Here is a 22,215-nt window from a genome sequence, read left to right on the forward strand (position 1 = left end):
CCGAGTCCCGCCACCCGAAAACCACCAGATGGCCCCGATTGCTACCCTGGAATCGCTGGTGTAAGGGATTTCTTAACACCCCGATGAACCGGACCCGAACGCGGCTTGCCAGCAAAACAAACCCTTATCGCGATCGGCGTGATCGTGGCGGCGGCCGGTCTCAGCGGCTGCACCTCGACCTCGCAGATGAAGGCAGCACCTGCCCTGACCGAAACCGCGACCGTTGCCGGCAGCGATGCCGGCTTCACCATACCGCTGCCGGAGACGGTTTCGGTGCTGCCGCAATCCTCGGGCATCGCTCCCGTTCAAACCGCCGAACTGACGCCTGGCCCGGCCGCAGCGCCACCGCTTGATCCAACCGCCCAACCGGCCGCGGCAACCGCCGCCTTTGCCGGCGCGACGCCGACGGCTCCGGCCGTGCCCGCCATCATGATCGCCAGCCCCAGTGCCTGGCAGGCGCCGCCGCCCTCCAAGGCAGGCCAGCCGGTGAAGGCAGCTCAGCCCGTGATCAAGTCCGCCGAGACCTATACGACAGCCGGCCTCATCGTGCCGGCGGTCGCTGGCAGCGGCCAGAAACTGCCTGGCGTGCAGCAAGTGGCCTATGTCGTGCCGCAGAACCCGGCTGCCCTGGTGCAGTTCCCGTCCGCGCCGCTCAGCCCTGCCGCTCCGGAAGAGCACACTGGCATGCGCGGTGACGTCGACCGGCTGATCGTCAAATACGCCGCCCTCTACCAGGTGCCGGTCGATCTGGTGCGCCATGTCGTCAACCGCGAGAGCACCTTCAATCCCAAGGCCTACAACAATGGCCATTGGGGGCTGATGCAGATCAAGCACGCGACGGCGCGCGGCATGGGCTATGACGGGCCGGCCAAGGGCCTGTTCGACGCCGAGACCAATTTGAAATACGCCGTCAAATACCTGCGTGGCGCCTGGCTGGTGGCGGGCGGCAACGCCAAGAAGGCCGACTGGCTCTACCAGACCGGCTATTATTTCGACGCCAAGCGCAAGGGCCTGCTCGAGGCGACCGGGCTGGGTGTCGACCGCAAGCGGCACCGTCTGCAGCCCGACGCCTGAGCGCGATGCCTGAACCGCGCCCGCCGGCCCTGAACGACATCCGGCTGCGCAAGATCCTCGACGAGACGCTCGTTGCGCCGCACTGGCCGGAAGGCTTTGCCATGCGTTGCTTCGAGCCCGGCGACGCCCCACCCCTTCATGCGCTGCTGAGCGAGGTGTTCGACGACGGCACCGACGGCCCGTTCGACGAGTGGTGGCCGCGCATCTCAGGCGACGCAGAATTCGACCCGGCGCTGTGTTTCCTCGTCATCGACGCCAAGGGCCGGTTGGCGGCAGCGGCGCTGTGCTGGACAAGAGCTTTCGTCAAAGACCTCGCCGTTCATCCCGAGGCACGCGGCAAGGGCATCGGCGAGGCGCTGATGTGGCATGCCTTCGCCAGTTTTCGCGACCGCGGTGCCGCCCATGTCGACCTGAAGACCAACACGGTCGAAAACGCCGCCGCCGTGCGGCTCTACGAGCGGGTCGGCATGTTCGAGGTGGACTGGTACAGCTGAGCAGCGGCTAGTGCTCAGATGTCCGGCGCATTGCCGATCTTCTTTTGAGCTCCAGCGCCCAGGCGCGGCCCTCGTCGCCGCCCCACAGCAGCCAGGCGATGTGGCCGGCCGAAGGGTTGTCCTCATTGCCGTAATTCTTGCCGCGCTTGTCGACCTCGTGACGGGCAAAATAGCTGACCATGCGGCGGATGGTGGACGGTGCGAGTTTTTCGCGGTTCATCAATTCTGTGGCGCGCGCCACACCGATCTCGGTGCCGCCACGGCCGAACTTTCTGCGCAGCCGCAAGCCCTTGGCGGCGTTGTCGGCCACCACTTGCGGGCAGCGCAGGTCGACCTCGTCATCGTTCATTACTCTTCCCCGTACCCACCGGCTTTAACCCGGGGTGAGAATGCTGGGAAGCCGCGGAGGTTCCCGCAACAATCGCTGCGTGGCATCCGCAAGAATGTCGGGAACCGGTCTTCGCCAAACGTCCTTGGGTCGCAGAGCAACAGCGCCGGGACGCCGGCGACGACTTAAGGGAGCCGATCATGATCACCTTTCCCAACGAATCCGCCAAATACCGCACCGCCCGCGAAAAGCTCTTGAAGAAGGAAATCGAGCTGCGGCGCGCCATGGAAGCCGTGGCCGAGGCGCGGCGCGCTTTGCCGCCGGGCGGTCTGATCCGCCAGGACTACGTCTTCGATGCGCTCGATGCCGACGGCAAGCCGGCGAAGACAAAACTGTCGGAGCTGTTCGCGCCGGATAAGAATTCGCTCGTCCTCTACCAGATGATGTTTCCGCGCCATCCCCAGGAAACGCGCGACGTGGCGACCGGTGGCGGTACGGCCAAGCTCGCCCGGCCGGACCAGCCATGCCCGTCCTGCACGGCGCTGCTCGACCAGTTCGACGGCGCCGTCGGCCATCTCGAAGCCGCCGGCTTCAATTTTGCGGTGGTGGCCAAGACCCCTTTGGCAAACCTGGTCACGCTCGGGCGGGATCGTGGCTGGAAGAACATGCGGCTGCTGTCGTCGGCCGGCAACAGCTTCAAGCGCGACTACAATGCCGAGGACGCCGACGGCGCGCAGATCCCGCTGCTGTCGGTGTTCCATCGCGATGGTGATGGGATCAGGCATTTCTGGTCCTCCGAACTCGGCTTCGCGCCGACCGACCCCGGCCAGGACCCGCGCGCCATCGGCACCTGCGAGATCCTGTGGAACCTGATGGATTTCACGCCGGAGGGCCGGCCGGACTGGCATGAGCAGCTGCAGTATGGGGCGGGGTGTTGCCATTAGAGGGTGGTGCGGCAATCGCACCTGACAGACGCTGGTGCCGCCCCTCACTTCGTCATCCACGGGCGGAGCAAGGAGCGGAGCGACGCAGCGCAGACCCGAGGATCCATGCCGGGACTCTGGAGCGTTGCAACGGTGCAGAATTCTGCTCCGCTGTGCCTCTCATTGATGTCGCGGCATGGATCCCAGGTCTCCGCGACGCCGCTTCGCGGCTGCTACGCCCTAGGATGACGAAGTCGTGTGTACTTCGGGCAGATCTGGCAAACCCGCTGCCGCAAGGTGGCTCTGTGCCCACGCCTGCCGTGGTAGACTGCGCCAGTCAAATCGAGGGAGAACCCATGCCCAAGATCAACCTATCCACCGTGCCCGTTCGCAAGGGCTCCGGCTACCCCGCACCCTTCGACGCCCCTTGCGCCACCCGCACGCGCCAGCGCCTGGGCGATGCCGGCGGCCTCCGCGATTTCGGCGTCAATTTGATGGCGCTGCCGCCCGGCGGCTGGTCGAGCCAGCGCCACTGGCACAGCCATGAGGACGAGCTCGTCTATGTGCTGGAGGGCGAGTTGACGCTGGTCGAGGATGGCGGCGAGACGCTGCTCAAGGCCGGCGACTGCGCCACCTTCGCCAAGAACAGCGGCAATGGCCATCACATGATCAACCGGTCGTCGGTCACGGCCCGCTATCTGGAAGTCGGCTCGCGCAATCCGGACGATGTCATCACCTGCTCCGACATCGACATGATGAGCCCGAGTTCGGATGGGCGGTTTTTGCATAAGGACGGCATGCCGTATCCGGGGCAGGGGTGAAGCCAATCGCACAGGGCGGCGCCAGCCCCCTCTCCGTCCGCTTCGCGGCCACCTCTCCCCCACGTTGTGGGGGCGAGGAACCCAAGCCTTTTCGGTGCCGCGACCTCGGTGATTGGCGTTTCCTCGCCCCCATGAAATGGGGGAGAGGTGGCCGCGAAGCGGACGGAGAGGGGGAGCGCCCTATGCGATTGTCTGCGGCGGTAGCCGCTGGACCATGCCTCCCCGCTGGCGTTCACCAGCCGGCAGGATAAGCTCCCGGCCAACCCAGGGAGCACCACCATGAAAAAACAAATCATCGAAGTACCCGTCATGTCGGACAAGGTGCGCTCACTCGGTCTGCCCTGTTCGACGGCGGTGAAGGCCAACGGCTTCGTGTTCATCTCGGCGACGCCGCCGGTGGACATGGTGACCGGCGAGATGGTGCGCGGCGACATCGAGGTGCAGACCGAGGCGTCGCTGAAGGCGCTGAAACATTGCCTGGAGGCGGCCGGCACCTCGCTGGAAAACGTGGTGATGGTGCGCATCTACGCCGTCAATTCCGGCTTCTACAATGCGATTAACCGGGTCTATGCCAAGTATTTTTCGACCAACCCGCCGGCGCGCAGCTTCGTGCCGGTGGCGTCCTGGCCGATGGAATTCGATATCGAGATCGAATGCGTGGCGGTGGCGTGAGCGCGCATCGCCAAGGGGCCGACCATTCCAGCGGAGGCTTTCAATTTACAGAAGGCGCATGCTAGCTTCTTCCCGGGAGATTACTTTTTAAATACTTTATGGGGCGGGGATGAGCGAATTGCGGACTGCATTGTCGCGGCTTTTCACACTATTGGGCTTTGGACTGCTGGCCGTGATGTCGTCAGCGACCCACCAGTCCGCGGCTGCTGAATGTGCCGATATTCCCGTCGCCGTGGTCGGCCCCATGACAGGAGATTGGGCGGTTTACGGCGACGAAATGCGCCGTGGTGCCCAACTCGCAACGGACGACATCAATGCCAAGGGCGGCATAGGAGGATGCAAGCTGGCGCTCACCGTGCTTGATGATCAGGGCAAGCCCGATGCCGCCGTCGCCATGGCCAAGACATTGGCGAAAGACAGAATTCGTTTCGTCGTCGGCCACTACAATTCAGGGGCGTCGATCCCGGCGGCGCAAATCTACGCCAAGAACAACACGCTGATGGTCAGCCCGGCATCGACAAATCCCACGCTCACCGAATTCAAACTTTGGAACGTTGCCCGGACAGCAGGGCGCGACGATGTTCAGGGGACGTTTGCCGGTGAGTATATGGCGGGTCATTTTCCAGCGCGGAATCTGGCTGTTGTCAGCGACGGCACGCCCTATGGCGACGGTCTGGCGGACAAAGCCAGGAAGGCACTGCGCGCAAAGCGGCACCCTGAAAAGCTGGCCACCAAAATCCCATACGATCAAGCCGACTTTGCCGACCTCATCCGCAAAATGAGGGCCGCGAAGATCGAGACTGTCTTCTTTGCCGGGTTGGCGGGCCAGCTGGGGCCTCTCATTCGGCAAACCGACGAGGCTGGTCTGCACGTGCAGTTCATCTCGGGCGACGGAGCCATGGTCAAGGATCTGACCGTCCTGGCCGGGCCAGCCATCGAAAACACCCTGATCGTGTTTTCACCCGAGGACCGGACCAATCCCGCGGCTGCGAACGTCGTCGCACGTTTCCGCTCCCAGGGCTTCGAGCCCGAGGCCTATACGCTGAAGTCCTATGCCGCGGTCCAGGTGATCGCCGGGGGTATCGGGATGGCAGGTGTCCAGGCGCCAAGACTTGTCGCCGCCGCCATACGGTCAGGCAAGCCGATCTCGACCGTGTTGGGCGATCTGACGTTCGATGCCAAAGGCGACCGGCGTGAACCGGACGTCATGATGTATGTCTGGACGAAGCAGGCGAGCGGTGCGTTTTCGCTGGAGCCGATGAAATAGAGGCAAGCCTCGAAGTTGGAGCTGCCTTGGGCGTCGCTGAAGGCCGGCGCGCAGCTTCGTGCCGGTGGCGTCCTGGTCGATGGAGTTTAATATCGAGATCGAATGTGTGGCGGTAGCGTGAGTTTTCCTTCTCTCGTCGCAACCTCAAGGAGATCGTCATGACCAAGGAAATCGTCGAAGTGCCGGTGCTGTCGGCGGCGGTGCGTGCGCTCGGCGTGCCGTTGTCGCTGGTGACCAAGGCCGCCGGGCTGGTCTTCGTCTCCGGCACGCCACCGCTCGATCTTGCGACCGGCAGACTGGTCAAGGGCGACATCGAGGTGCAGACCGAGGCGTCGCTCAAGGCGCTGAAACACTGTCTGGAAGCGGCCGGCACCTCCTTGGACAATGTGGTGATGGTGCGCATCTACGCCGTCAATGCCGGCTTCTACGGCGCCATCAACCGGGTCTATGCGCGGTACTTCCCGGAAAACGCGCCATCGCGAACGTTTGTGCCGGTGGCGTCTTGGCCGATGGAGTTTGATATAGAGATTGAGTGCGTGGCGGTGGGGTGAGAGGCGATCGGGAATTCCCCCTGTCTTCTCGGGAAGTGCTTGCTCTATCACAAACAAAATGCACTTCGCTGTATGCTCCCAGCCAATTAAGCGGCAGGCGCCGCCTCATTGGGTGCGTCTGTCGTCTCTGGAATCGGTGGCGCTAGATCTTCCGTAGGACGCCTCGTCTTTTTCTGCCATTGGATGAGCTGCCACGTGTGGGCTCTGGCACTGTCTAGTGGGCTCCTTGCTGCTATCACCTGTAGCGCGTCGGCTGCTCGGTGCATAATTTCAATAGCGATATTGGTTGGGTTTGAGACATTCAGGTAGTCGGTGAGGCCTTCACGTATTCGCCTCAACTCCTCACCCCGATGGGTCGTAAGCACTCGAACGTATTCCTCTACCGGCAATTTCGCTAATTGTGCAGCAATATCTGAACCGAACCCAGCCTGTTCAAGCCTAGGAAAAGCTCGTCATTGGAGAGGTCAGGTTTTACGTCCTCTTTAACCTTCTTCACCTTTGCTAGGATGTCTTCAGGAAGTTCCATGCCAAAGCGGAAGAGGCGGTCAAGGTCAAACGCACTAACATCGCCGTCGTGAGCCTTCTGATAAATATCGAAAATCTTACTTGCGTCTTCATGCCTTCCAATCTGGCCAAATAGGTTTATGAGCTGGGACGTTGTACCTAATGAATAAAACTCCGCGTTGGCCTTAAAACACTCCATCAGCTCGGCGACTAGCTCCTCTCCGTTGTCATCAAAGGAGTTTCGAAATGAATCCCATGCTTTTTCTAGCTTGGCATTCGCCTCAGCCGATTGCTCAATTTTGTTAAGCTCAGCGGCATAGACGGCCACGACATCCGCATCGAAATATCCGTTAATAATTCCATCGATAAGGACTAGGTCGAAGTCATCCGTGTGGGTGTAGCCATATTGCCTTAGCCTCGGCTCCCACTTCTCTCTAAGTCGAACAACCTCCTCGTTTGGGGGCTGGGTCGCGAAAGAATACTCACCTATCGCCTTTACGAAGCTAAGGGGCGGCGCCACCTCGGGCTGGTAATAACACCATCCGAACAGCACCAGCGATTTCGTGACTGCTTTCAATACGCCCGGCTTATAATCCTTCAGCATCGGAGCGATGTCGCTCACAATGCCAAGGATCTTCCGGATGACGCGTATATTATCAATCCCTAGAAGGATGGTTTGCTCGCGAAGGTCATCCTTTAAAGTTTGAGTTCCTCCTTGGTGTTCGAGCGCGGTGGCTGCACTTTCGCTGGGCGAAGGAATGAAGCGCAAGTTCAAGTCGACCACCTTTTCGAGAAACCCCTCGAATTCAGACCGATCCTCTAGCTGCTCGTCGTTCAGCAGGAGGGCAATCTTACATTTGCGCTCCTCCTTCAGCAGTGAAATCAAGCCCAGGATATCCGCGCTACGCAGCCGCTCTCCCTTGCGTTCAAGGTCGTCGATACAGATAAGGCGATTGCGAATCAGCATCGTCATCAGCGCTGTGCCTGCGGCATAGTAACCATCGCCGAAGATGCCACCGAACTTTCCAGCCGCCTTCTTCGCGAGGCTCAAACCGTCTTCGAAGGCCGCGCTGAGGTTGCTGGGGTCGAACGGCTCCCCAATGCGATCCCGCTTGATTGTTTGTGTTCCAATCTGCCGCTGCACTTCCTCAATACTATTCAGGCCAAATAAGGACACGTAAGCATATTTTTCAAGCGCGATGCCGTCCTTCACCTTTGCGGCCTTCTTGAGCTCGTCGTCCCATGTATACGTCTTGCCGGTCCCCCAATTGCCTCTGACGCAAAGCACGCTTGGGCCGCTGCTTTTCAAAAATTCAGCGATTTTCTGCCGCACCAGTTTTGTTGACATGTCAGCGACCCTCAGACTCAAGTTATCAGCGTAACTAGAATCTTGCCTGTGTCACTTCCTTGTTGATTTAGCGCAGCGATTTAAACGTTAGTACAACTGGCGGCGGCGCGAGGACGTGTCACGATCGTAGGGGTGATGTTTCGAGAGCTGATTTCGCAATCAAAGTCGGCGAACTTCGACCCAATAGTAAATGGTTGTGCTAGCGGGACTTCTTTATGTATTTCTAGATATTGATGCGCTGGTTGTCTGATAAAATTTACGGATCTAATAATAATGCGATCAACTCAACCGATAAAGCACCATTTCTTGCCAGTTTTCTACCTGAGGCGCTGGGTGCAACCTGATGGTCGGCTGATCGAGTTCAGCAAACCTTTCGGCAATAAGGTTAAGCCTAAACGAGTTCACCCGGAGGGCACTGGTTACATATCTAGGCTTTACGCCATTCAAGGTCTGCCTGACGAAGTGGCACACGAGATGGAGCGCGAGTTTCTATCTCCGATAGACAGCAAGGCTGCTGATGCGCTCAAGACCATGCTCGACGGTGGAGAATTCTCGGTTGTACAACGCCTCGCCTGGTCGGGTTTTGTTGCCACGCTTTTGTCGCGAATGCCCTCAGATATTAGAACACTACACGAAGCCATCAGAGAGCTCGTTTCGACGATCGCTCCAGGCTTTGAAAATCTCTTTCAGACGCTTAAGCCTGAAAATGAGGCCCGATCTTTCGAACAAATGACCGAAGAGTTGCAGTCGTCCGCTGCGCAACGCGTCATCAAGCATGCAACGAACCTGATGTCGAACCGGCGCTTGATATCTGGTTTAGCTGCCATGGAATGGTCAGTGTTGACATTGGATAGGGCTAGAGCGGTTCGCGTTTTGTCTGAATCGGGATTCCCAAGACTGAGCAAATCAGATTCGATGTTCTGACCGTTGGAGGTCGGGACAGATGGCCAAGCCTTATTCGATGGATTTGCGGGAACGGGCGTTGGCTCGCCTTGAAGAAGGCGAGACGAGCCGAGAGGTGGCCGCGGCACTGAAGGTGGCAGTTTCGAGCGTGATCAAGTGGGCGGCGCGCAAGCGTCGGCTGGGCAGTGCGGCACCCGGCAAGATGGGCGGTCATCGACCCTATCTGATTGACGGGGAGCATCGTGCCTTCGTCCTGAGCGAGGTCGAGCGGGATGCCAACATAACGCTTCATGAATTGACGGCCGCACTGGCTGACCGGGGTCTCATCATCCACCCTGCCAGCGTCGGTCGCTTCCTGCATCGCGAGGGCAAGAGTTTTAAAAAAAACCGTTCTGCCGGCTGAGCAACTCAAGCCAAAGCTGATGCGTCGGCGGACGCAATGGATGCGCTATCAGACCCGCATTGACCCAACGCGCCTGGTCTTCCTGGATGAAACGTGGGTCAAGACCAACATGGCGCCGTTGCGCGGCTGGGGTGTGCGCGGCAAGCGGCTGATGGCTCACGCGCCATATGGTCATTGGAAGACGATGACCTTCATCGCCGCACTGCGGCATGATCGGGTAGAGGCGCCTTGGGTCATTGACGGACCCATCAATGCGCAGGCCTTCCGTGTCTATGTCGAAACCGAACTCATCAAGACCCTGAAGCCGGGTGACATCGTCATTCTCGACAATCTCGGATCTCACAAGGGCCAAGCCGTCCGCGACATCGTCAGGGCCGCCGGTGCGCGGCTCTTCTTCCTGCCGCCTTACAGTCCAGATCTCAATCCAATCGAGAAGCTCTTCGCCAAGCTCAAGCACTGCATGCGACGTGCCGCCAAGCGAAGCATCCAGGCCGTACACAGCGCCATCGCCAGCACCCTCGACGTCGTCACCTCAAATGAATGTAACAACTACATCGAAAGCGCCGGATACAAGTCAACCTAAATGCGAACCGCTCTAGCAACGAATTCCTCACTTCGGATCGACCAGTAATCCATACAAACGTCTTAGGCCGTACAGATTCTCATCTTGTTGTACCTATTGGGCCGCGAAGACTGTTTGTTGCGGTCAGCGATCGACCACTGATCGAAAAAATTAAGAGCGTTGGGGAAGACAAGTTGGTTAGCGCCACAAACGCTGCTGTTGTCGGCGCTGCGGACAAGTTCGTTTACGGCCGCTCCGATACCCAACTTCGTTTCGTCCAAAATCGTATGGGAGGAGCTCCGGTCCTTTCGCTCATCGAGCGGATGAGAGTGTTGCAGAAGTCGCATTCCGATGACGTTTTAAACATTTTACGTGAGCTGCCAATTTCTGCTCAAGATGGACTTGAGTAGCGCTGCCCCTCATCCGCCTGCCGGCACCTTCTCCCCGTTGAACGGGGAGAAGAGAGCTGATTGCCTTACGCAAAATACTCCTGCAGCGGCCGAACCTCCAGGCTCCCCGCCTTCAACGCCGCGATCGCTTCCGCCACCGCCGCCGCACCCGACAGCGTCGTGTAATACGGCACCTTCTGCATCAGCGTCGCCCTGCGCAGCGACTTCGAGTCCGACACCGCCTTCTGGCCGTCCGTCGTGTTGAACACAATCTGGACCTGGCGGTTGCGGATGGCGTCTTCGATGTGGGGGCGGCCTTCGAGCACCTTGTTTATTTTCTCGGCGACGACGCCGTTTTCGGCGAGGAAGCGCTGCGTGCCCGAGGTGGCCAGCACCTTGAAGCCGAGGCCGGCGAGGCGTTTCACCGCCGGCAAGATGCCTTTCTTGTCCTCGTCGCGCACCGAGACGAACAGCGTGCCGGAGCGCGGCAGGTCGACGCCGGCGCCGAGCTGGCTCTTGGCGAAGGCGAGGGCAAAATCGCGGTCGAGGCCCATGACCTCGCCGGTCGAGCGCATTTCCGGGCCGAGCAGGATGTCGACGCCGGGGAAGCGGGCGAAGGGGAAGACGGCTTCCTTGACCGCGATGTGGCCGGGGTTGCGCGGGTCGGGCATGGCGCCGTAATGGGCGAAGGCGTCTTCCAGCGTCTCGCCGGCCATGATGCGGGCGGCGATTTTCGCGATCGGCCGGCCGATGGTCTTGGCGACGAAGGGCACGGTGCGGGACGCGCGCGGGTTGACCTCCAGCACATAGACCGTGCCGTCCTTGATCGCATACTGCACGTTCATCAGGCCACCGACATTGAGCGCGCGGGCGAGCGCCGCCGTCTGGCGCTCCAGCTCGTCGACCAGTTCGGAAGGCAGCGAGTGAACGGGGAGCGAGCAGGCGCTGTCGCCCGAATGGATGCCTGCCTCTTCGATGTGCTCCAGAATGCCGGAGACGAAGGTCGCCTTGCCGTCGCAGAGGCAGTCGACATCAACCTCGATGGCGCCCGAGAGATAGGTGTCGAACAAAAGCGGGTTCTTGCCCAGAAGCGTGTTGATCTGGCCGGTCTTGTCGTTGGGGTATTTCTGCTTGATGTCCTCCGGCACCAGGCCGGGCACGGTGTCGAGCAGGTAGGATTGCAGCATGCTCTCGTCATGGATGATCTGCATGGCGCGGCCGCCGAGCACATAGGACGGGCGCACCACCAAGGGGAAACCGAGTTCGCCGGCGACGAGGCGGGCCTGCTCGACCGAATAGGCAATGCCGTTCTTCGGCTGGCTGAGGTTGAGCTTGTGCAGCAGCTTCTGGAAACGGTCGCGGTCCTCGGCGAGATCGATCATGTCGGGCGAGGTGCCGAGGATCGGGATGCCGGCCTTCTCCAGCGCATCCGCCAGCTTCAGCGGCGTCTGGCCGCCGAACTGGACGATGACGCCGACCAGTTCGCCCGAGGCCTTTTCAGCACGCAGGATCTCCAGCACGTCTTCGGCCGTCAGCGGCTCGAAATAGAGCCGGTCCGAGGTGTCGTAGTCGGTCGACACCGTCTCCGGGTTGCAGTTGATCATGATCGCTTCATAGCCGGCGTCGCGCAGGGCAAACGCGGCATGGCAGCAGCAATAGTCGAACTCGATGCCCTGGCCGATGCGGTTCGGCCCGCCGCCGAGGATGACCACCTTCTTGCGCGACGAGACCTGCGCCTCGTTGGCGAGGCTGCCTGCGAACGGCACTTCATAGGTCGAGTACATGTAGGCGGTGGGCGAGGCGAACTCGGCCGCACAGGTGTCGATGCGCTTGTAGACCGGATGAACGTCGAGTTTTTCACGGATTTTCGCGATCACCTCGGCGTCGGTCTTGGTCAGCGAGGCCAGCCGGGCGTCGGAGAAGCCCATGGCTTTCAGCATGCGCAGATTGACGGCGTCCTGCGGAATGCCGTGCTCGCGGATGCGGGCTTCCATGGCCAGGATGCCGGCGATCTGCTCGAGGAACCACGGGTCGATCTTGCACATGGCGTGCACGTCTTCCAGCGAGGTGCCCATGCGGATCGCCTGCGCCACCATGCGCAGCCGGTCGGGCGTCGGCGTGCCGAGCGCGGCGCGGATGGCATTGCGGTCGTCGGCATGATTGGCCGCGACGGCGCCGTGGCCGAGGCCGGGGATCTCGATTTCGTCGAGGCCGGTCAGGCCGGTTTCCAGACCACGCAGCGCCTTCTGCAGCGATTCCTGGAAGGTGCGGCCGATGGCCATGACTTCGCCGACCGACTTCATGGCCGTCGTCAGCACCGGCTCGGCGCCGGGGAATTTCTCGAAGGCGAAGCGCGGAATCTTTGTGACGACGTAGTCGATCGACGGCTCGAACGAGGCAGGCGTCGCGCCGCCGGTGATGTCGTTCTCCAGCTCGTCCAGCGTGTAGCCGACGGCGAGTTTGGCCGCGATCTTGGCGATCGGGAAACCCGTCGCCTTGGAGGCAAGGGCGGAGGAGCGCGAGACGCGCGGGTTCATTTCGATGACGACGAGGCGGCCATCGGCCGGGTTGACGGCGAACTGCACGTTGGAGCCGCCGGTCTCGACGCCGATCTCGCGCAGCACCGCGATCGAGGCGTTGCGCATCATCTGATACTCTTTGTCCGTCAGCGTGAGGGCAGGGGCGACGGTGATGCTATCGCCCGTATGCACGCCCATCGGGTCGATGTTCTCGATCGAACAGACGATGATGCAATTGTCCGCCTTGTCGCGGACGACCTCCATCTCATATTCCTTCCAGCCGAGCACGCTTTCCTCGATCAGCACTTCGGTGGTCGGCGAGGCGTCGAGGCCGGACTGGACGATGTCGTAGAATTCGGCCCTGTTGTAGGCGATGCCGCCGCCGGTGCCGCCCATGGTGAAGGACGGGCGGATGATGGCGGGCAGGCCGACATGGTCGAGCGCCTGCGCGGCGATCGCCATGCCATGGCTGATATAGCGCTGCTTGCGGTCGCCTTCGCCGAGGTTCCAGCGGGTTTCCAGCGCATCGAGCGCAGTATCGAGATCGTCCGGCTTCTCGGCCTTGAGCGCGGCGCGCTCCGCCTCATGCGTCTTGCGGTCGGCGTTCTTGACGTCGGTGGCGTTGGCCAGCATCGACTTCGGCGTTTCCAGGCCGATCTTGCTCATCGCCTCGCGAAACAGCGCGCGGTCCTCGGCCTTGTCGATGGCCGTGGCGTCGGCGCCGATCATCTCGACATTGTAACGCTCGAGCACACCCATGCGGCGCAGCGACAGAGCGGTGTTGAGCGCGGTCTGGCCGCCCATGGTCGGCAGCAGCGCGTCGGGCCGCTCCTTGGCAATGATCTTGGCGACGACTTCAGGGGTGATCGGCTCGATATAGGTGGCGTCGGCCAGTTCCGGGTCGGTCATGATGGTGGCCGGGTTGGAATTGACCAGGATGACGCGGAAGCCTTCCTCCTTCAACGCCTTGCAGGCCTGGGTGCCGGAATAGTCGAACTCGCAGGCCTGGCCAATGACGATGGGGCCGGCCCCGATGATCAGGATCGACTTGATGTCAGTGCGTCTTGGCATGTCATAGGTCCGTTCGGCGGGCGGCTTGCACAAAAAACCGGGACGGGAAGACCCGGCCGGTTGTGCTCGCGATTCTGGTATCAGGCTAGGTGGGCCTTATAGGGAAGAGTTTTGGCGGATGTAACCCCGAAAATGAGGGATTAGGCAGTAGGGGAGTAGGGGAGTAAGGCACAGTAGGGGGAGGCTCTGGCGCCCTTAAAACATATTGCCCTATTGCCGTACTGCCTTACTGCCCTGCCTCCTAGTGCCCAAACGCCACCGTGTCGGTGATCTCGAAGCGTTCGGAGACGCCGATGCGGATCATGCTCAGGCTGCCCTCGCGGGTGAAGCGGAAATCGCTTTTGGCGTCCGAGCCGGCCGGCACGCCGGCGTCGAAGGAGATGAGGCGCGTGCCGCCATCGGGCCAGGTCACGGTGATGTCGGCCTTGTCGGCGCCCTTGCGCACGATGGCCGCCGCGCAGCTCGTCATCGGCTGGCCGACATAGCGGGCGCAGGGGATTTCGACGGCACCGCCCGAGGCGAGGGAGGTCGGCTGCGGCGGCAGTTCGGCGACGGTCTGGGTGTCGAGGGCGGCCGCGGCGCCGTCAGGACGCGGGGTGGGAACGGGGACCGATCCCGCCGCCGAGCCGCTATCGGCGGCCGTGCCGGCATCGGGTGCCGCGGCCGCATCCTGGGCGAGGGCGGGGATTTCCCCGGTCGGCGGGGTTTCGCTCGCCGCCAGCGCCAGGCCGTAGGCATCCTGCATGGCGATGTCGGCGGCGGAATTCATCGGGGCTTCGGGCGTGACGGGATGGGCCACGCCGCCGAGCCGCGCCGTCAGGTCGGGCTGTGCCGCCGGCGGCGACATCGCCGCATCGGGCGCCGTGCCTGCGTCCGCCTGGTCGAGGGGCACCGTCGCCGGATTGACGGGAACGAGGTAGCGCGCCGGGGCCCAGCCGCTGGCTTTGGGATTGTCAGACTCGACCTTGCACCAGGGGTGCCCGTCAATGTCGTTGCAGCCGAGGTTCTTGACGCTGGCGCCGGCAGCCAGACGTGTCTCGGTCTTGCCGATCGCCGATGGCTTGGCGCGGACATTGAGCAGGTCGTCAGGCGCAAGGCCGGTGACGATGGAGATGAAGGGCGCCTCTTCGGCATGGGCAGGGACAACAGCCGTAAGCGCCGCCAGCAGGGACGGAGCGGCAATCAGCGCGTACAGGGTTGTTCGGAGCGTAACTGTGCGCCTCATCATTTGGCCGCGCTGATACTCAAGACACCATGCCGCGGCGAGATCGGGCGCCGCATGCCCGGCCGGTTTTATAAGGGACGACGCGCTGCCATGTAAGCCCGAAAATTCAAGCGGACCATGGTGGCGGACCATGGTGCTGGGCGGGCGGGAGAAACCCTGCTGCTTCTTTCGAAGCCCCAGCTGATCCCCTCGCCAGGTCAATCCTCCCGGCCTGGCTGAGGGCATTTCGTGTCTAGTCCCAGTGACTGTGCTGAGCAAGGTTACGGGTCAGGCTCGCGGATCTGGCCGGGCAGGGATGCTCACGGCATGAAACCGGTCCTGAGCGCGTGAGCCCATTCCGGCCTTCCCGCCTGTTCGGCCTGTCGTGCCGCCGCCTCGTGGTCATAGTCGACCGCGATCGCCTCAAAACGGTCGGGCCGGCCATCGCCGCCCAAGGCGACGATGCCGTAGCGCGCATGCGGCGAACCCTGTTCGGAAACATGCGCCGGCGGGGTGGAATCGTCATAGGCGGGGCAGCCGATGCTGCCAGGGTTGAAGATCACCGGACCGTCGGGGATGCGGACCAGCTCCGCACGATGGCTGTGGCCGCACAGCGCGATGCGGCAGGCCGGGTCGAGCGCCTTCAGCCGCCGCCGGATCGCCGCCAGCGGCGCGCGCACCAGCTGGCCGTCGACGATTGCGTCGAGCAGATATTTTTCATCGTGGTCGGGGCGGGCGTGAAAGGCGACGATGCCCGGCGCGATCTCCAGCGTCAGCGGCTGGGCGAAAAGCACCGCCCGCTGCGCCTCGGTCAGCCGCTCCTGCGCATAGATGTCGGAAGCCCACATGGTCTCGTCCGCCGGGTCGGCGGCGACGCGGCGGTCATGGTTGCCGCGCACCGTCGGCAGGTTCAGCGCCTCCAGACGCTCAAACGTCTCGCGCGGCCAGAGAGGCCCGGAAACGCTGTCGCCGAGATTGACCGTGAGGTCGGCACCGCCACGCCGCGCCAAGTCCTCCAGCACGGCGTCCAGCGCCAGGACATTGCCATGGATATCGGCGAGGACGGCTATGCGCATTTTTAGGGGCTCCGTGGATTGGCGAACGACTGATCGGAAGGGCAAACCTATCAGGACTTGGGTTCCTCGCCCCCGCAAAGCGGGGGAGAGGTGGCCGCGAAGCGGTCGGAGAGGGGGCTTCGTAGGGCGGATGCCTTGCAGAACTTGATCACCGTCTCGGCAGCCCCCCTCTCCGTCTCGGCTTCGCCGAGCCACCTCTCCCCCACTCCCGTGGGGGCGAGGAACCCAAGTCCTGCGAAGTCAGGCCGACACTTCGAGGTCGTGCCCACCAACCGCCGGCAGGGCGGGGTCGTCGACGGCCGCCGCTATAACGCTGTCGAGCAGGCCGGGGAAGCGGGCGTCGAGGTCGGCGCGGCGCAGCGTGATCATGCGGTTGGTGCCCACCACTTCAGCGCGGGTGACGCCGGCCTCGCGCAGCTTGGCGAGGTGGTAGCTGAGATTGGTCTTGGAGCCGAGATCGAGGAACTGGCTGCAGTTCAGCGCCACGCCTTCCTTGCTGGCGAGGTAGCGCACGATGGCGAGCCGCGTCGGATCGCCGAGCACGCCAAGCACGATCGGCAGGCTGATCTGGTCCGTATTGGGATGGGGTAACGTCATGGCTCGAACCTAAGCACAGTTCGGGCCGATTTCAACGCATCCCTCCCGCTCTGCCGGTACACACTGCCTCTCCTCATATGATCCGTGCTGACACAGGGCTGTCAGCAGGCTTCAGCTATTTTGCCCTGGCTTCATTGACATCATGCCCTGTTATGTCCAATTGTTCAATAACTTTTGAACTAAGGACATCAGCCATGGACAAGCGCCTCTTCTGGCTTGCGCTCGGATCGTTCACGATCTCGACCGAGGGCTTCGTCATCTCCAGCCTTCTTCCTGACATCGCCAGGGATGCCGGCATTTCCATTCCACTCGCCGGCACGCTGATCACCGCCTTTGCGCTCGCCTATGCGGTCGGCACGCCGATCCTGGCGACGCTGACCGGCGAATGGGACCGGCGCCGCGTCATCCTGTGGACGCTGGTGTTCTTCGTCATCGGCAACATTGCCGCCGCCTTGAGCTCCTCCTTCGAAGTGCTGTTGATCGCGCGCATCATCATGGCGCTGTCGTCGGGCCTGTTTGCCGCGACCGCCCAAGGCACGGCGGTGGCGCTGGTCGATGACCATCACCGGGCACGCGCCATCGCCGTCGTCGTCGGCGGCACCACGGTGGCCGTCGCCGTCGGTGCGCCGCTCGGCGCGCTGGTCGCGGCCGTCGCCGGCTGGCGCGGCACCTTCTATGCCATTGCCGGGCTCGGCGCGCTCGCCGGCGCCATCCTGTGGTACCGGCTGCCGCGCGGCATCGTCGGCACCAGGCTGCCGCTGAAGCGTAGGCTGGCCGCTGCCATGCGGCCCGGCGTGATGCCGATCCTGGTGACGACATTGCTGGCGCTGACCGGCGCCTTCACCGTCTTTGCCTATGTCGCGCCACTGGCGATCGAGGGAGGCGGTCTCAGCCAGATCGCGCTGCCCGGCATGCTGCTCGCCTTCGGCGTCGGCGCCGTCATCGGCAACATTGCCGGCGGCCAGGCGGCCGACCGGTTTGGCGCCACCCGCACCGTCGGCTGGTCGCTGACGCTGAGTGCGGCCATGCTGGTGATGCTGTCCGTCATCCCGGCCTTCCTGCCGCAGCACATTGCCGGGCCGGCGCTGATGGCGATGATGGTGCCGTGGGGCATCGTCGGCTGGGCTTTCCCGCCGGCGCAGGCCAGCCGCATCATCAAGCTGGCGCCCGATGCCGCCCCGATCGTGCTGTCGCTGAATGGATCGGCACTCTATCTCGGCGTGGCGCTGGGCGCGGTGGTCGGCGGTGGCGTGCTGCGCTATGGCGCGCCGGCCGATCTCGGCCTGGTCGCGGCTGCCTTCCCATTGATCGGGCTGGTAATCGTGCTGGCTGGTCGGATGCTGGCGCGGCCGGTCGCGATGCCGGCCGAATGAAAACTTCCTGCAGATCTGACTGGCGGTCGCTCTTTCAGCCTGGAAGAGCGACCGCCGGCGACTCATAGTCCAGTGCGGCGACTTCATCCAGCATGGCGCGAAGGTCGGCAGCCCGTTGCTTGCCGACCATGGCCTCGAAGCGCTGCTGGGCAGTGCTCCATAATTTCGTTGCCTCCTCGAGCTTGGCGAGGCCTTGGCGTGTCAGCCGCAGCCGCTTGACGCGGCGATCGTCCTTGTCGGCGAAGGCTTCGACATAGCCATCGCGGATCAGCGGCTTCAGCGTGTGGCCGAGAGCCGACAGATCCATGACCATCACCTCGGCTATGGTGCCCATCGCCGGCTCGTTGCTGACGTGGATCTGGTAAAGCAAGCCGTATTGCGTGCCCTTCAGGCCCGAAGGCGAGATCACATCGTCATAGAAGCGGCCGAGCTTGCGCGCAGCACGCCGCAACGTTGCATTGTTGCAAGGGCTAAATCCCGGCATCGCGGTCTTGGTCATCACGGTTCCTCGCCGGCAACGGCGTCTGCCGGCCTGCCGCAGAAATAGTTTCTGTCGCCTCCGTTGACAAGATAGTGGCATATACCTACTTCCCTGAAAGTGGCATATGCCACTAATTGGAAATCAGGCGGCGGGACCAGGGACATCGGCCCGTCTCGCCGGGCAGCAACAGAAGGAACAGGACAATGAGTGGACAGACAAACAAGGGCACGGCGGTCGTCACCGGCGCGTCATCGGGCATCGGTGCGGTCTATGCGGACCGACTGGCGGGGCAGGGCTATGATCTGGTGCTGGTGGCGCGGCGTGCAGACCGGCTCGAGGAACTGGCCGAGAAGCTGCGCTACGCCTACGATCGCAAGGTCAGCGTCATCAGCGCCGATCTCTCCGACGACAATGATGTGCGCCGCGTCGAGCAGGCGATATCGGCCGACGACAGCGTGACGCTGCTGGTCAACAATGCTGGCCTTGGCGGCCAGCAGGTGGTGGCAACGGCCGACGCCGACGCGGCCGAGCGCATGATCAAGGTCAATGTCATCGCCTTGACCCGTTTGACCCGTGCCGTGCTGCCGGGGCTTTTGGCACGCAACCGCGGCGCCATCGTCAACATCGCCTCGGTGCTTGCCTATGAGACCTCGTTTGGCGGCATCTACAGCGGCACCAAGGCCTATGTCGTCAACTTCACCGAAGCGCTCCACCGCGAGGTCGCGGGCAGCAATGTGAAGGTGCAGGTGGTGCTGCCGGGCGCGACCCGGACCGATTTCTGGGAGCTTGCCGGCAGCGATATCGACCAGCTTCCGAAGGAGATCATCATGACCGCCGACGACATGGTCGATGCGGCGCTTGTCGGCCTGGCCAGGGGCGAAGCCGTCACCGTGCCCGCACTTGCCGATGCCGGCAAGCTGGACACGTTCCTCGGCGCCCGCCAGGCCTTCTACGGCAGCCTGCACGCCGACAAGCCGGCGGCGCGCTACGCGGCTTGAGGCTATCCATGCCTGGGTTCCTCGCCCCCACGAATGTGGGGGAGAGGTGGCTCGGCGAAGCCGAGACGGGACTGGCGCAATCCTGTCCGTGAACGGGCTTCAAGATTCCTTCCAGCCGCCGGCGCCAGCCCCCCTCTCCGACCGCTTCGCGGCCACCTCTCCCCCGCTCTCGCGGGGGCGAGGAACCCAAGTCTTGCTAGGACGGCGCCTCACGCCGACCGCCACATCGGAACGATCGACGCCGCCAGCACCAGCGCCAGCACGATGTTCAGCGCGCGCCATTGCCATTCGGTCTTGAGCAGCCGGGCCAGCACCATGCCGGCCAGGCACCAGACGGACAGCGAGATGGCGGCGGTGAGGCCGAAGGTCGAGCCGAGCAGCAGAGCGAGTTGTCCCGGGCCGTCGGCCAGGGCAGCGAAGGAGGCCGCCGCGCCCAGTCCCATCGCCCAGCCCTTGGGGTTCATCCACTGGATGCCGGCGCCGCCAAGAAAACTGTTCGGCTTGGCCATCGTCACGTCGAGATTGGGCGGGCCGGCGCGGCCGATCTTGAGCGCCAGCCACAGGAGATAGAGCGAGCCGGCGATCTTCATGGCAAGCTGCAGCGACGGCACCGCAAGCAGCAGGCCGGCGAGCCCGGCGGCGGCCGCCCCCGTCACGGTGGCGAGGCCGGCGGCACTGCCGATCATCAGCGGAACCGAACGGCGGAAGCCGAATTGCGCGCCCGAGGCGGTCGACAAGGTCGTGGCGATGCCCGGCGTTGCGGTGGCCACGAAGGCAAACAGGATGAGCGGCAGGATGGGCTGGAGCATGAGGCGTCCTTTGTCGGAGGCTCCATGGTAGGCTTGGCTGGGCATCAGTAAATGCAATGTTTGCGATGCTTAGCATTAGCATCTATAATGCCAGCATGATCCGCAACCTCGACACGGCGCTCGTGCGCACTTTCGTCACCGTCGCCGACAAGGCCAGCATGACAGCGGCGGCCAATGCGCTGCATCTGACACAGGGCGCCGTCAGCCAGCAGGTCAAAAGGTTGGAGGAGGTGCTTGGCTGCAGCCTGTTCGAGCGCGACCGGCGCGGCCTGCGCCTGACGCGGTCCGGTGAGCGGCTGTTCGACAAGGCCAAGCGCCTGCTCAGCCTCAATGACGAAATCTGGGCCGAGATGGCGGGAAGTGCTGTCGCCGGCCAGGTGCGGCTCGGCGTGCCCTACGATCTGGTGGGAACCTTGCTGGCGCCGGTGCTGAAGGCCTATGCCGAGACCTATCCGCAGGTCGAGATCTCGCTGGTCTGTGCGTCGTCACCGGAACTGGCGGCAGCGCTGGCGGCCGGCACTATCGACCTTGCGGTGATCGAGGAGAGGGTCGGCCCGACATCAGGCGAATGCCTGGCCGTCGACCGGCTGGTCTGGGTCGGCGCCAGAGGCGGCACTGCCCGCGCAAAACGGCCGCTGCCGGTGTCGATCGTCGCCGACACCTGCGCCTTTCGCCCGGTCGTGCTCTCGGCGCTCAACGAGCATGGGCTGGAATGGCGCACGGTGTTCGAGAACGGCAACATCGACGCGACGACGGCGACGGTGCGGTCCGACCTCGCGGTCACCACCTGGCTGGCGTCCACGGTCCCGGCCGATCTCGACATCTTGCCCTTTGAGTCCGGCCTGCCGCCGCTGCCGAATTTTGCCATCAATCTGCATTTGCCACGGCATGGTGTTGGGCCTGCCGCGCAGGAATTCGCGCGGCATATACGCGACGGGCTGGCGCGGCGAGCGCAAGCGGCTTGAGTGGCTCCAGAGCTCGGGTTCCTCGCCCCCACGAATGTGGGGGAGAGGTGGCTCGGCGAAGCCGAGACGGAGAGGGGGATTGGCGCTGCGGTGCCAAGTTCTCATAAGCATCCGCCCTACGAAGCCCCCGCTCCGGCCGCTTCGCGGCCACTCTCCCCCGCTCTGGCGGGGGCGAGGAACCCAGGTCTTGCAAAGCTACTTCCAGTTCCTGCGCCGCTCGAGTTCGGCGTTCGACGACTTCCCCCGTGACAAACGAGCCGACCTCGATTTCGCCAGCGCGTTCGTAGGTCGCTATGATGACGCCGGTGCTCGACGTCTGCGACTTCACAAGCTTGAAGGCGGCCGGCATGGCGTCATCGCCGAACAGCGCTTGCCCTTGCCCAGCAGCAGCGGGAAGATCATCAGCCGGATCTCGTCGATCAGCCCGTTTGCAAGCAAGGTCTGGATCAGATGGCCCGATCCCTGGATGAGCAGGTCGGGTCCATCCTCCTGGCTGAGGCGGCGCAGCGCCGCGACGATATCTTCCCCAAGCCATTGCGTGTTCTGCCAGGCGAGGGTGTCAGGCCGGTGCGTCGCTACATATTTGGTCGCGGGGTTGAAGGCATCGGCGATCGGATCTTTCTGAAACGGCCAGTAGGCGGCGAAGATGTCGTAGGTTCTGCGGCCGAGCAGCAGGGCGAAGGGTTTGGAGAAGAGTTCTTCCATGGCCGCGCCACCCACCTCGTCAAAGTAATGGAAGGTCCAGCCGCCGAACATGAAGCCGCCGACCGGGTCCTCTTCCGGCCCGCCGGGTGCCTGCATGACGCCGTCGAGGCTGACGAAGGTGGCGGCGATGATCTTTCTCATTGGTCTCTCCCTTGCTCCATTCACGCTGTCGCGGCCG

20 protein-coding genes and 2 pseudogenes are annotated in these 22,215 nt (G+C 63.1%); 13 read left to right on the forward strand and 9 right to left on the reverse strand.

Translation table 11 applies throughout. The features are described from left to right. The first annotated feature begins 105 nt into the window (after nt 1–105). Both AC0V8S_RS13155 and AC0V8S_RS13160 read left to right on the forward strand, forming a co-directional pair. Nucleotides 106–1,074, forward strand: coding sequence for a transglycosylase SLT domain-containing protein (locus AC0V8S_RS13155; protein WP_475437929.1), 969 nt, complete (start codon nt 106–108; stop codon nt 1,072–1,074). Between the two features lie 5 nt (nt 1,075–1,079). Next, complete coding sequence (locus AC0V8S_RS13160; protein ID WP_475437930.1) at nt 1,080–1,568, forward strand: GNAT family N-acetyltransferase; 489 nt, start codon at nt 1,080–1,082, stop codon at nt 1,566–1,568. Nucleotides 1,569–1,582: 14 nt separating this feature from the next. Here AC0V8S_RS13160 and AC0V8S_RS13165 read toward each other — a convergent pair. Beyond that, nucleotides 1,583–1,917, reverse strand: a pseudogene (locus tag AC0V8S_RS13165) (hypothetical protein). Nucleotides 1,918–2,096: 179 nt separating this feature from the next. On the opposite strand from AC0V8S_RS13165, the gene AC0V8S_RS13170 reads away from it, so the two are divergent. The 5 genes from AC0V8S_RS13170 to AC0V8S_RS13190 all read left to right on the forward strand — a co-directional run bounded on the left by AC0V8S_RS13170 (nt 2,097) and on the right by AC0V8S_RS13190 (nt 6,130). Continuing rightward, nucleotides 2,097–2,840 carry a DUF899 family protein gene (locus tag AC0V8S_RS13170; protein ID WP_475437931.1) on the forward strand — a complete coding sequence of 248 codons (744 nt, stop codon included), beginning with the start codon at nt 2,097–2,099 and terminating at the stop codon, nt 2,838–2,840. A gap of 335 nt (nt 2,841–3,175) precedes the next feature. Then, nucleotides 3,176–3,640: a cupin domain-containing protein gene (locus tag AC0V8S_RS13175; RefSeq protein ID WP_475437932.1), complete on the forward strand. Its 465-nt coding sequence runs from the start codon at nt 3,176–3,178 to the stop codon at nt 3,638–3,640. 279 nt (nt 3,641–3,919) lie between these two features. Beyond that, entirely contained in the window at nt 3,920–4,312 is a 393-nt protein-coding gene (locus AC0V8S_RS13180; protein WP_475437933.1) for a RidA family protein, read from the forward strand. Nucleotides 4,313–4,589: 277 nt separating this feature from the next. Beyond that, nucleotides 4,590–5,579 (forward strand): branched-chain amino acid ABC transporter substrate-binding protein, encoded by a 990-nt coding sequence (locus AC0V8S_RS13185; RefSeq protein ID WP_475438614.1) that lies wholly within the window; start codon nt 4,590–4,592, stop codon nt 5,577–5,579. A gap of 158 nt (nt 5,580–5,737) precedes the next feature. After that, nucleotides 5,738–6,130, forward strand: coding sequence for a RidA family protein (locus AC0V8S_RS13190; protein WP_475437934.1), 393 nt, complete (start codon nt 5,738–5,740; stop codon nt 6,128–6,130). Between the two features lie 394 nt (nt 6,131–6,524). Here AC0V8S_RS13190 and AC0V8S_RS13195 read toward each other — a convergent pair whose 3' ends face one another. Then, nucleotides 6,525–7,982: a hypothetical protein gene (locus AC0V8S_RS13195; RefSeq protein ID WP_475437935.1), complete on the reverse strand. Its 1,458-nt coding sequence runs from the start codon at nt 7,980–7,982 to the stop codon at nt 6,525–6,527. A 306-nt stretch (nt 7,983–8,288) separates the two neighbouring features. Between AC0V8S_RS13195 and AC0V8S_RS13200 the strand changes: the two genes are divergently transcribed. The 3 genes from AC0V8S_RS13200 (at nt 8,289) to AC0V8S_RS13210 (ending at nt 10,260) form a co-directional block, all read left to right on the forward strand. Continuing rightward, nucleotides 8,289–8,906, forward strand: a complete 618-nt coding sequence (locus AC0V8S_RS13200; protein WP_475437936.1) for a DUF4238 domain-containing protein — start codon at nt 8,289–8,291, stop codon at nt 8,904–8,906. A 19-nt stretch (nt 8,907–8,925) separates the two neighbouring features. Then, nucleotides 8,926–9,871 (forward strand): IS630 family transposase gene (locus tag AC0V8S_RS13205; protein ID WP_183458765.1). Its coding sequence is split into 2 segments (ribosomal slippage): nt 8,926–9,264 and nt 9,266–9,871, totalling 945 coding nucleotides; the frame shifts between segments, so codons are not numbered across the junction. A gap of 47 nt (nt 9,872–9,918) precedes the next feature. Further along, nucleotides 9,919–10,260 (forward strand): hypothetical protein, encoded by a 342-nt coding sequence (locus tag AC0V8S_RS13210; RefSeq protein WP_475438615.1) that lies wholly within the window; start codon nt 9,919–9,921, stop codon nt 10,258–10,260. Between the two features lie 65 nt (nt 10,261–10,325). On the opposite strand, the gene carB is transcribed toward AC0V8S_RS13210, so the two are convergent. The 4 genes from carB to AC0V8S_RS13230 all read right to left on the reverse strand — a co-directional run bounded on the left by carB (nt 10,326) and on the right by AC0V8S_RS13230 (nt 16,706). Beyond that, a complete protein-coding gene (gene carB, locus AC0V8S_RS13215) occupies nt 10,326–13,829 on the reverse strand; it encodes a carbamoyl-phosphate synthase large subunit (protein WP_475437937.1) in 3,504 nt (1,167 codons plus the stop codon). Between the two features lie 241 nt (nt 13,830–14,070). Next, nucleotides 14,071–15,057: an SH3 domain-containing protein gene (locus AC0V8S_RS13220; RefSeq protein ID WP_475437938.1), complete on the reverse strand. Its 987-nt coding sequence runs from the start codon at nt 15,055–15,057 to the stop codon at nt 14,071–14,073. 296 nt (nt 15,058–15,353) lie between these two features. Then, nucleotides 15,354–16,109 (reverse strand): metallophosphoesterase family protein, encoded by a 756-nt coding sequence (locus AC0V8S_RS13225; protein WP_475437939.1) that lies wholly within the window; start codon nt 16,107–16,109, stop codon nt 15,354–15,356. Nucleotides 16,110–16,349: 240 nt separating this feature from the next. After that, nucleotides 16,350–16,706, reverse strand: a complete 357-nt coding sequence (locus AC0V8S_RS13230; RefSeq protein WP_475437940.1) for an ArsR/SmtB family transcription factor — start codon at nt 16,704–16,706, stop codon at nt 16,350–16,352. Between the two features lie 194 nt (nt 16,707–16,900). On the opposite strand from AC0V8S_RS13230, the gene AC0V8S_RS13235 reads away from it, so the two are divergent. Beyond that, nucleotides 16,901–18,079 carry an MFS transporter gene (locus tag AC0V8S_RS13235; RefSeq protein ID WP_475437941.1) on the forward strand — a complete coding sequence of 393 codons (1,179 nt, stop codon included), beginning with the start codon at nt 16,901–16,903 and terminating at the stop codon, nt 18,077–18,079. A gap of 34 nt (nt 18,080–18,113) precedes the next feature. On the opposite strand, the gene AC0V8S_RS13240 is transcribed toward AC0V8S_RS13235, so the two are convergent. Continuing rightward, a complete protein-coding gene (locus AC0V8S_RS13240) occupies nt 18,114–18,578 on the reverse strand; it encodes a MarR family winged helix-turn-helix transcriptional regulator (RefSeq protein ID WP_475437942.1) in 465 nt (154 codons plus the stop codon). A gap of 185 nt (nt 18,579–18,763) precedes the next feature. Between AC0V8S_RS13240 and AC0V8S_RS13245 the strand changes: the two genes are divergently transcribed. Further along, nucleotides 18,764–19,558: an SDR family NAD(P)-dependent oxidoreductase gene (locus AC0V8S_RS13245; protein ID WP_475437943.1), complete on the forward strand. Its 795-nt coding sequence runs from the start codon at nt 18,764–18,766 to the stop codon at nt 19,556–19,558. Between the two features lie 209 nt (nt 19,559–19,767). Here AC0V8S_RS13245 and AC0V8S_RS13250 read toward each other — a convergent pair whose 3' ends face one another. Next, nucleotides 19,768–20,367, reverse strand: a complete 600-nt coding sequence (locus AC0V8S_RS13250) for a LysE family translocator (protein WP_475437944.1) — start codon at nt 20,365–20,367, stop codon at nt 19,768–19,770. 56 nt (nt 20,368–20,423) lie between these two features. Here AC0V8S_RS13250 and AC0V8S_RS13255 point away from each other — a divergent pair, with 56 nt between their 5' ends. Next, on the forward strand, nt 20,424–21,332 hold the full coding sequence (locus AC0V8S_RS13255; protein WP_183462236.1) for a LysR family transcriptional regulator: 909 nt from the start codon (nt 20,424–20,426) through the stop codon (nt 21,330–21,332). Between the two features lie 195 nt (nt 21,333–21,527). Here the strand turns inward: AC0V8S_RS13255 and AC0V8S_RS13260 are convergent. Beyond that, nucleotides 21,528–22,178 (reverse strand): annotated as a pseudogene (locus tag AC0V8S_RS13260) (dihydrofolate reductase family protein). Nucleotides 22,179–22,215 lie beyond the last annotated feature (37 nt).

This window comes from Mesorhizobium oxytropidicola (assembly GCF_056174625.1).

Excerpts from the sequence above, each read along its gene's own strand:
- AC0V8S_RS13160 (WP_475437930.1), top strand. The coding sequence starts at position 1,080 with ATGCCTGAACCGCGCCCGCCGGCCCTGAACGACATCCGGCTGCGCAAG.
- AC0V8S_RS13170 (WP_475437931.1), top strand. The coding sequence starts at position 2,097 with ATGATCACCTTTCCCAACGAATCCGCCAAATACCGCACCGCCCGCGAA.
- AC0V8S_RS13175 (WP_475437932.1), top strand. The coding sequence starts at position 3,176 with ATGCCCAAGATCAACCTATCCACCGTGCCCGTTCGCAAGGGCTCCGGC.
- AC0V8S_RS13180 (WP_475437933.1), top strand. The coding sequence starts at position 3,920 with ATGAAAAAACAAATCATCGAAGTACCCGTCATGTCGGACAAGGTGCGC.
- AC0V8S_RS13185 (WP_475438614.1), top strand. The coding sequence starts at position 4,590 with ATGCGCCGTGGTGCCCAACTCGCAACGGACGACATCAATGCCAAGGGC.
- AC0V8S_RS13190 (WP_475437934.1), top strand. The coding sequence starts at position 5,738 with ATGACCAAGGAAATCGTCGAAGTGCCGGTGCTGTCGGCGGCGGTGCGT.
- AC0V8S_RS13195 (WP_475437935.1), bottom strand. The coding sequence starts at position 7,982 with ATGTCAACAAAACTGGTGCGGCAGAAAATCGCTGAATTTTTGAAAAGC.
- carB (WP_475437937.1), bottom strand. The coding sequence starts at position 13,829 with ATGCCAAGACGCACTGACATCAAGTCGATCCTGATCATCGGGGCCGGC.
- AC0V8S_RS13220 (WP_475437938.1), bottom strand. The coding sequence starts at position 15,057 with ATGATGAGGCGCACAGTTACGCTCCGAACAACCCTGTACGCGCTGATT.
- AC0V8S_RS13225 (WP_475437939.1), bottom strand. The coding sequence starts at position 16,109 with ATGCGCATAGCCGTCCTCGCCGATATCCATGGCAATGTCCTGGCGCTG.
- AC0V8S_RS13230 (WP_475437940.1), bottom strand. The coding sequence starts at position 16,706 with ATGACGTTACCCCATCCCAATACGGACCAGATCAGCCTGCCGATCGTG.
- AC0V8S_RS13235 (WP_475437941.1), top strand. The coding sequence starts at position 16,901 with ATGGACAAGCGCCTCTTCTGGCTTGCGCTCGGATCGTTCACGATCTCG.
- AC0V8S_RS13240 (WP_475437942.1), bottom strand. The coding sequence starts at position 18,578 with ATGACCAAGACCGCGATGCCGGGATTTAGCCCTTGCAACAATGCAACG.
- AC0V8S_RS13245 (WP_475437943.1), top strand. The coding sequence starts at position 18,764 with ATGAGTGGACAGACAAACAAGGGCACGGCGGTCGTCACCGGCGCGTCA.
- AC0V8S_RS13250 (WP_475437944.1), bottom strand. The coding sequence starts at position 20,367 with ATGCTCCAGCCCATCCTGCCGCTCATCCTGTTTGCCTTCGTGGCCACC.
- AC0V8S_RS13255 (WP_183462236.1), top strand. The coding sequence starts at position 20,424 with ATGTTTGCGATGCTTAGCATTAGCATCTATAATGCCAGCATGATCCGC.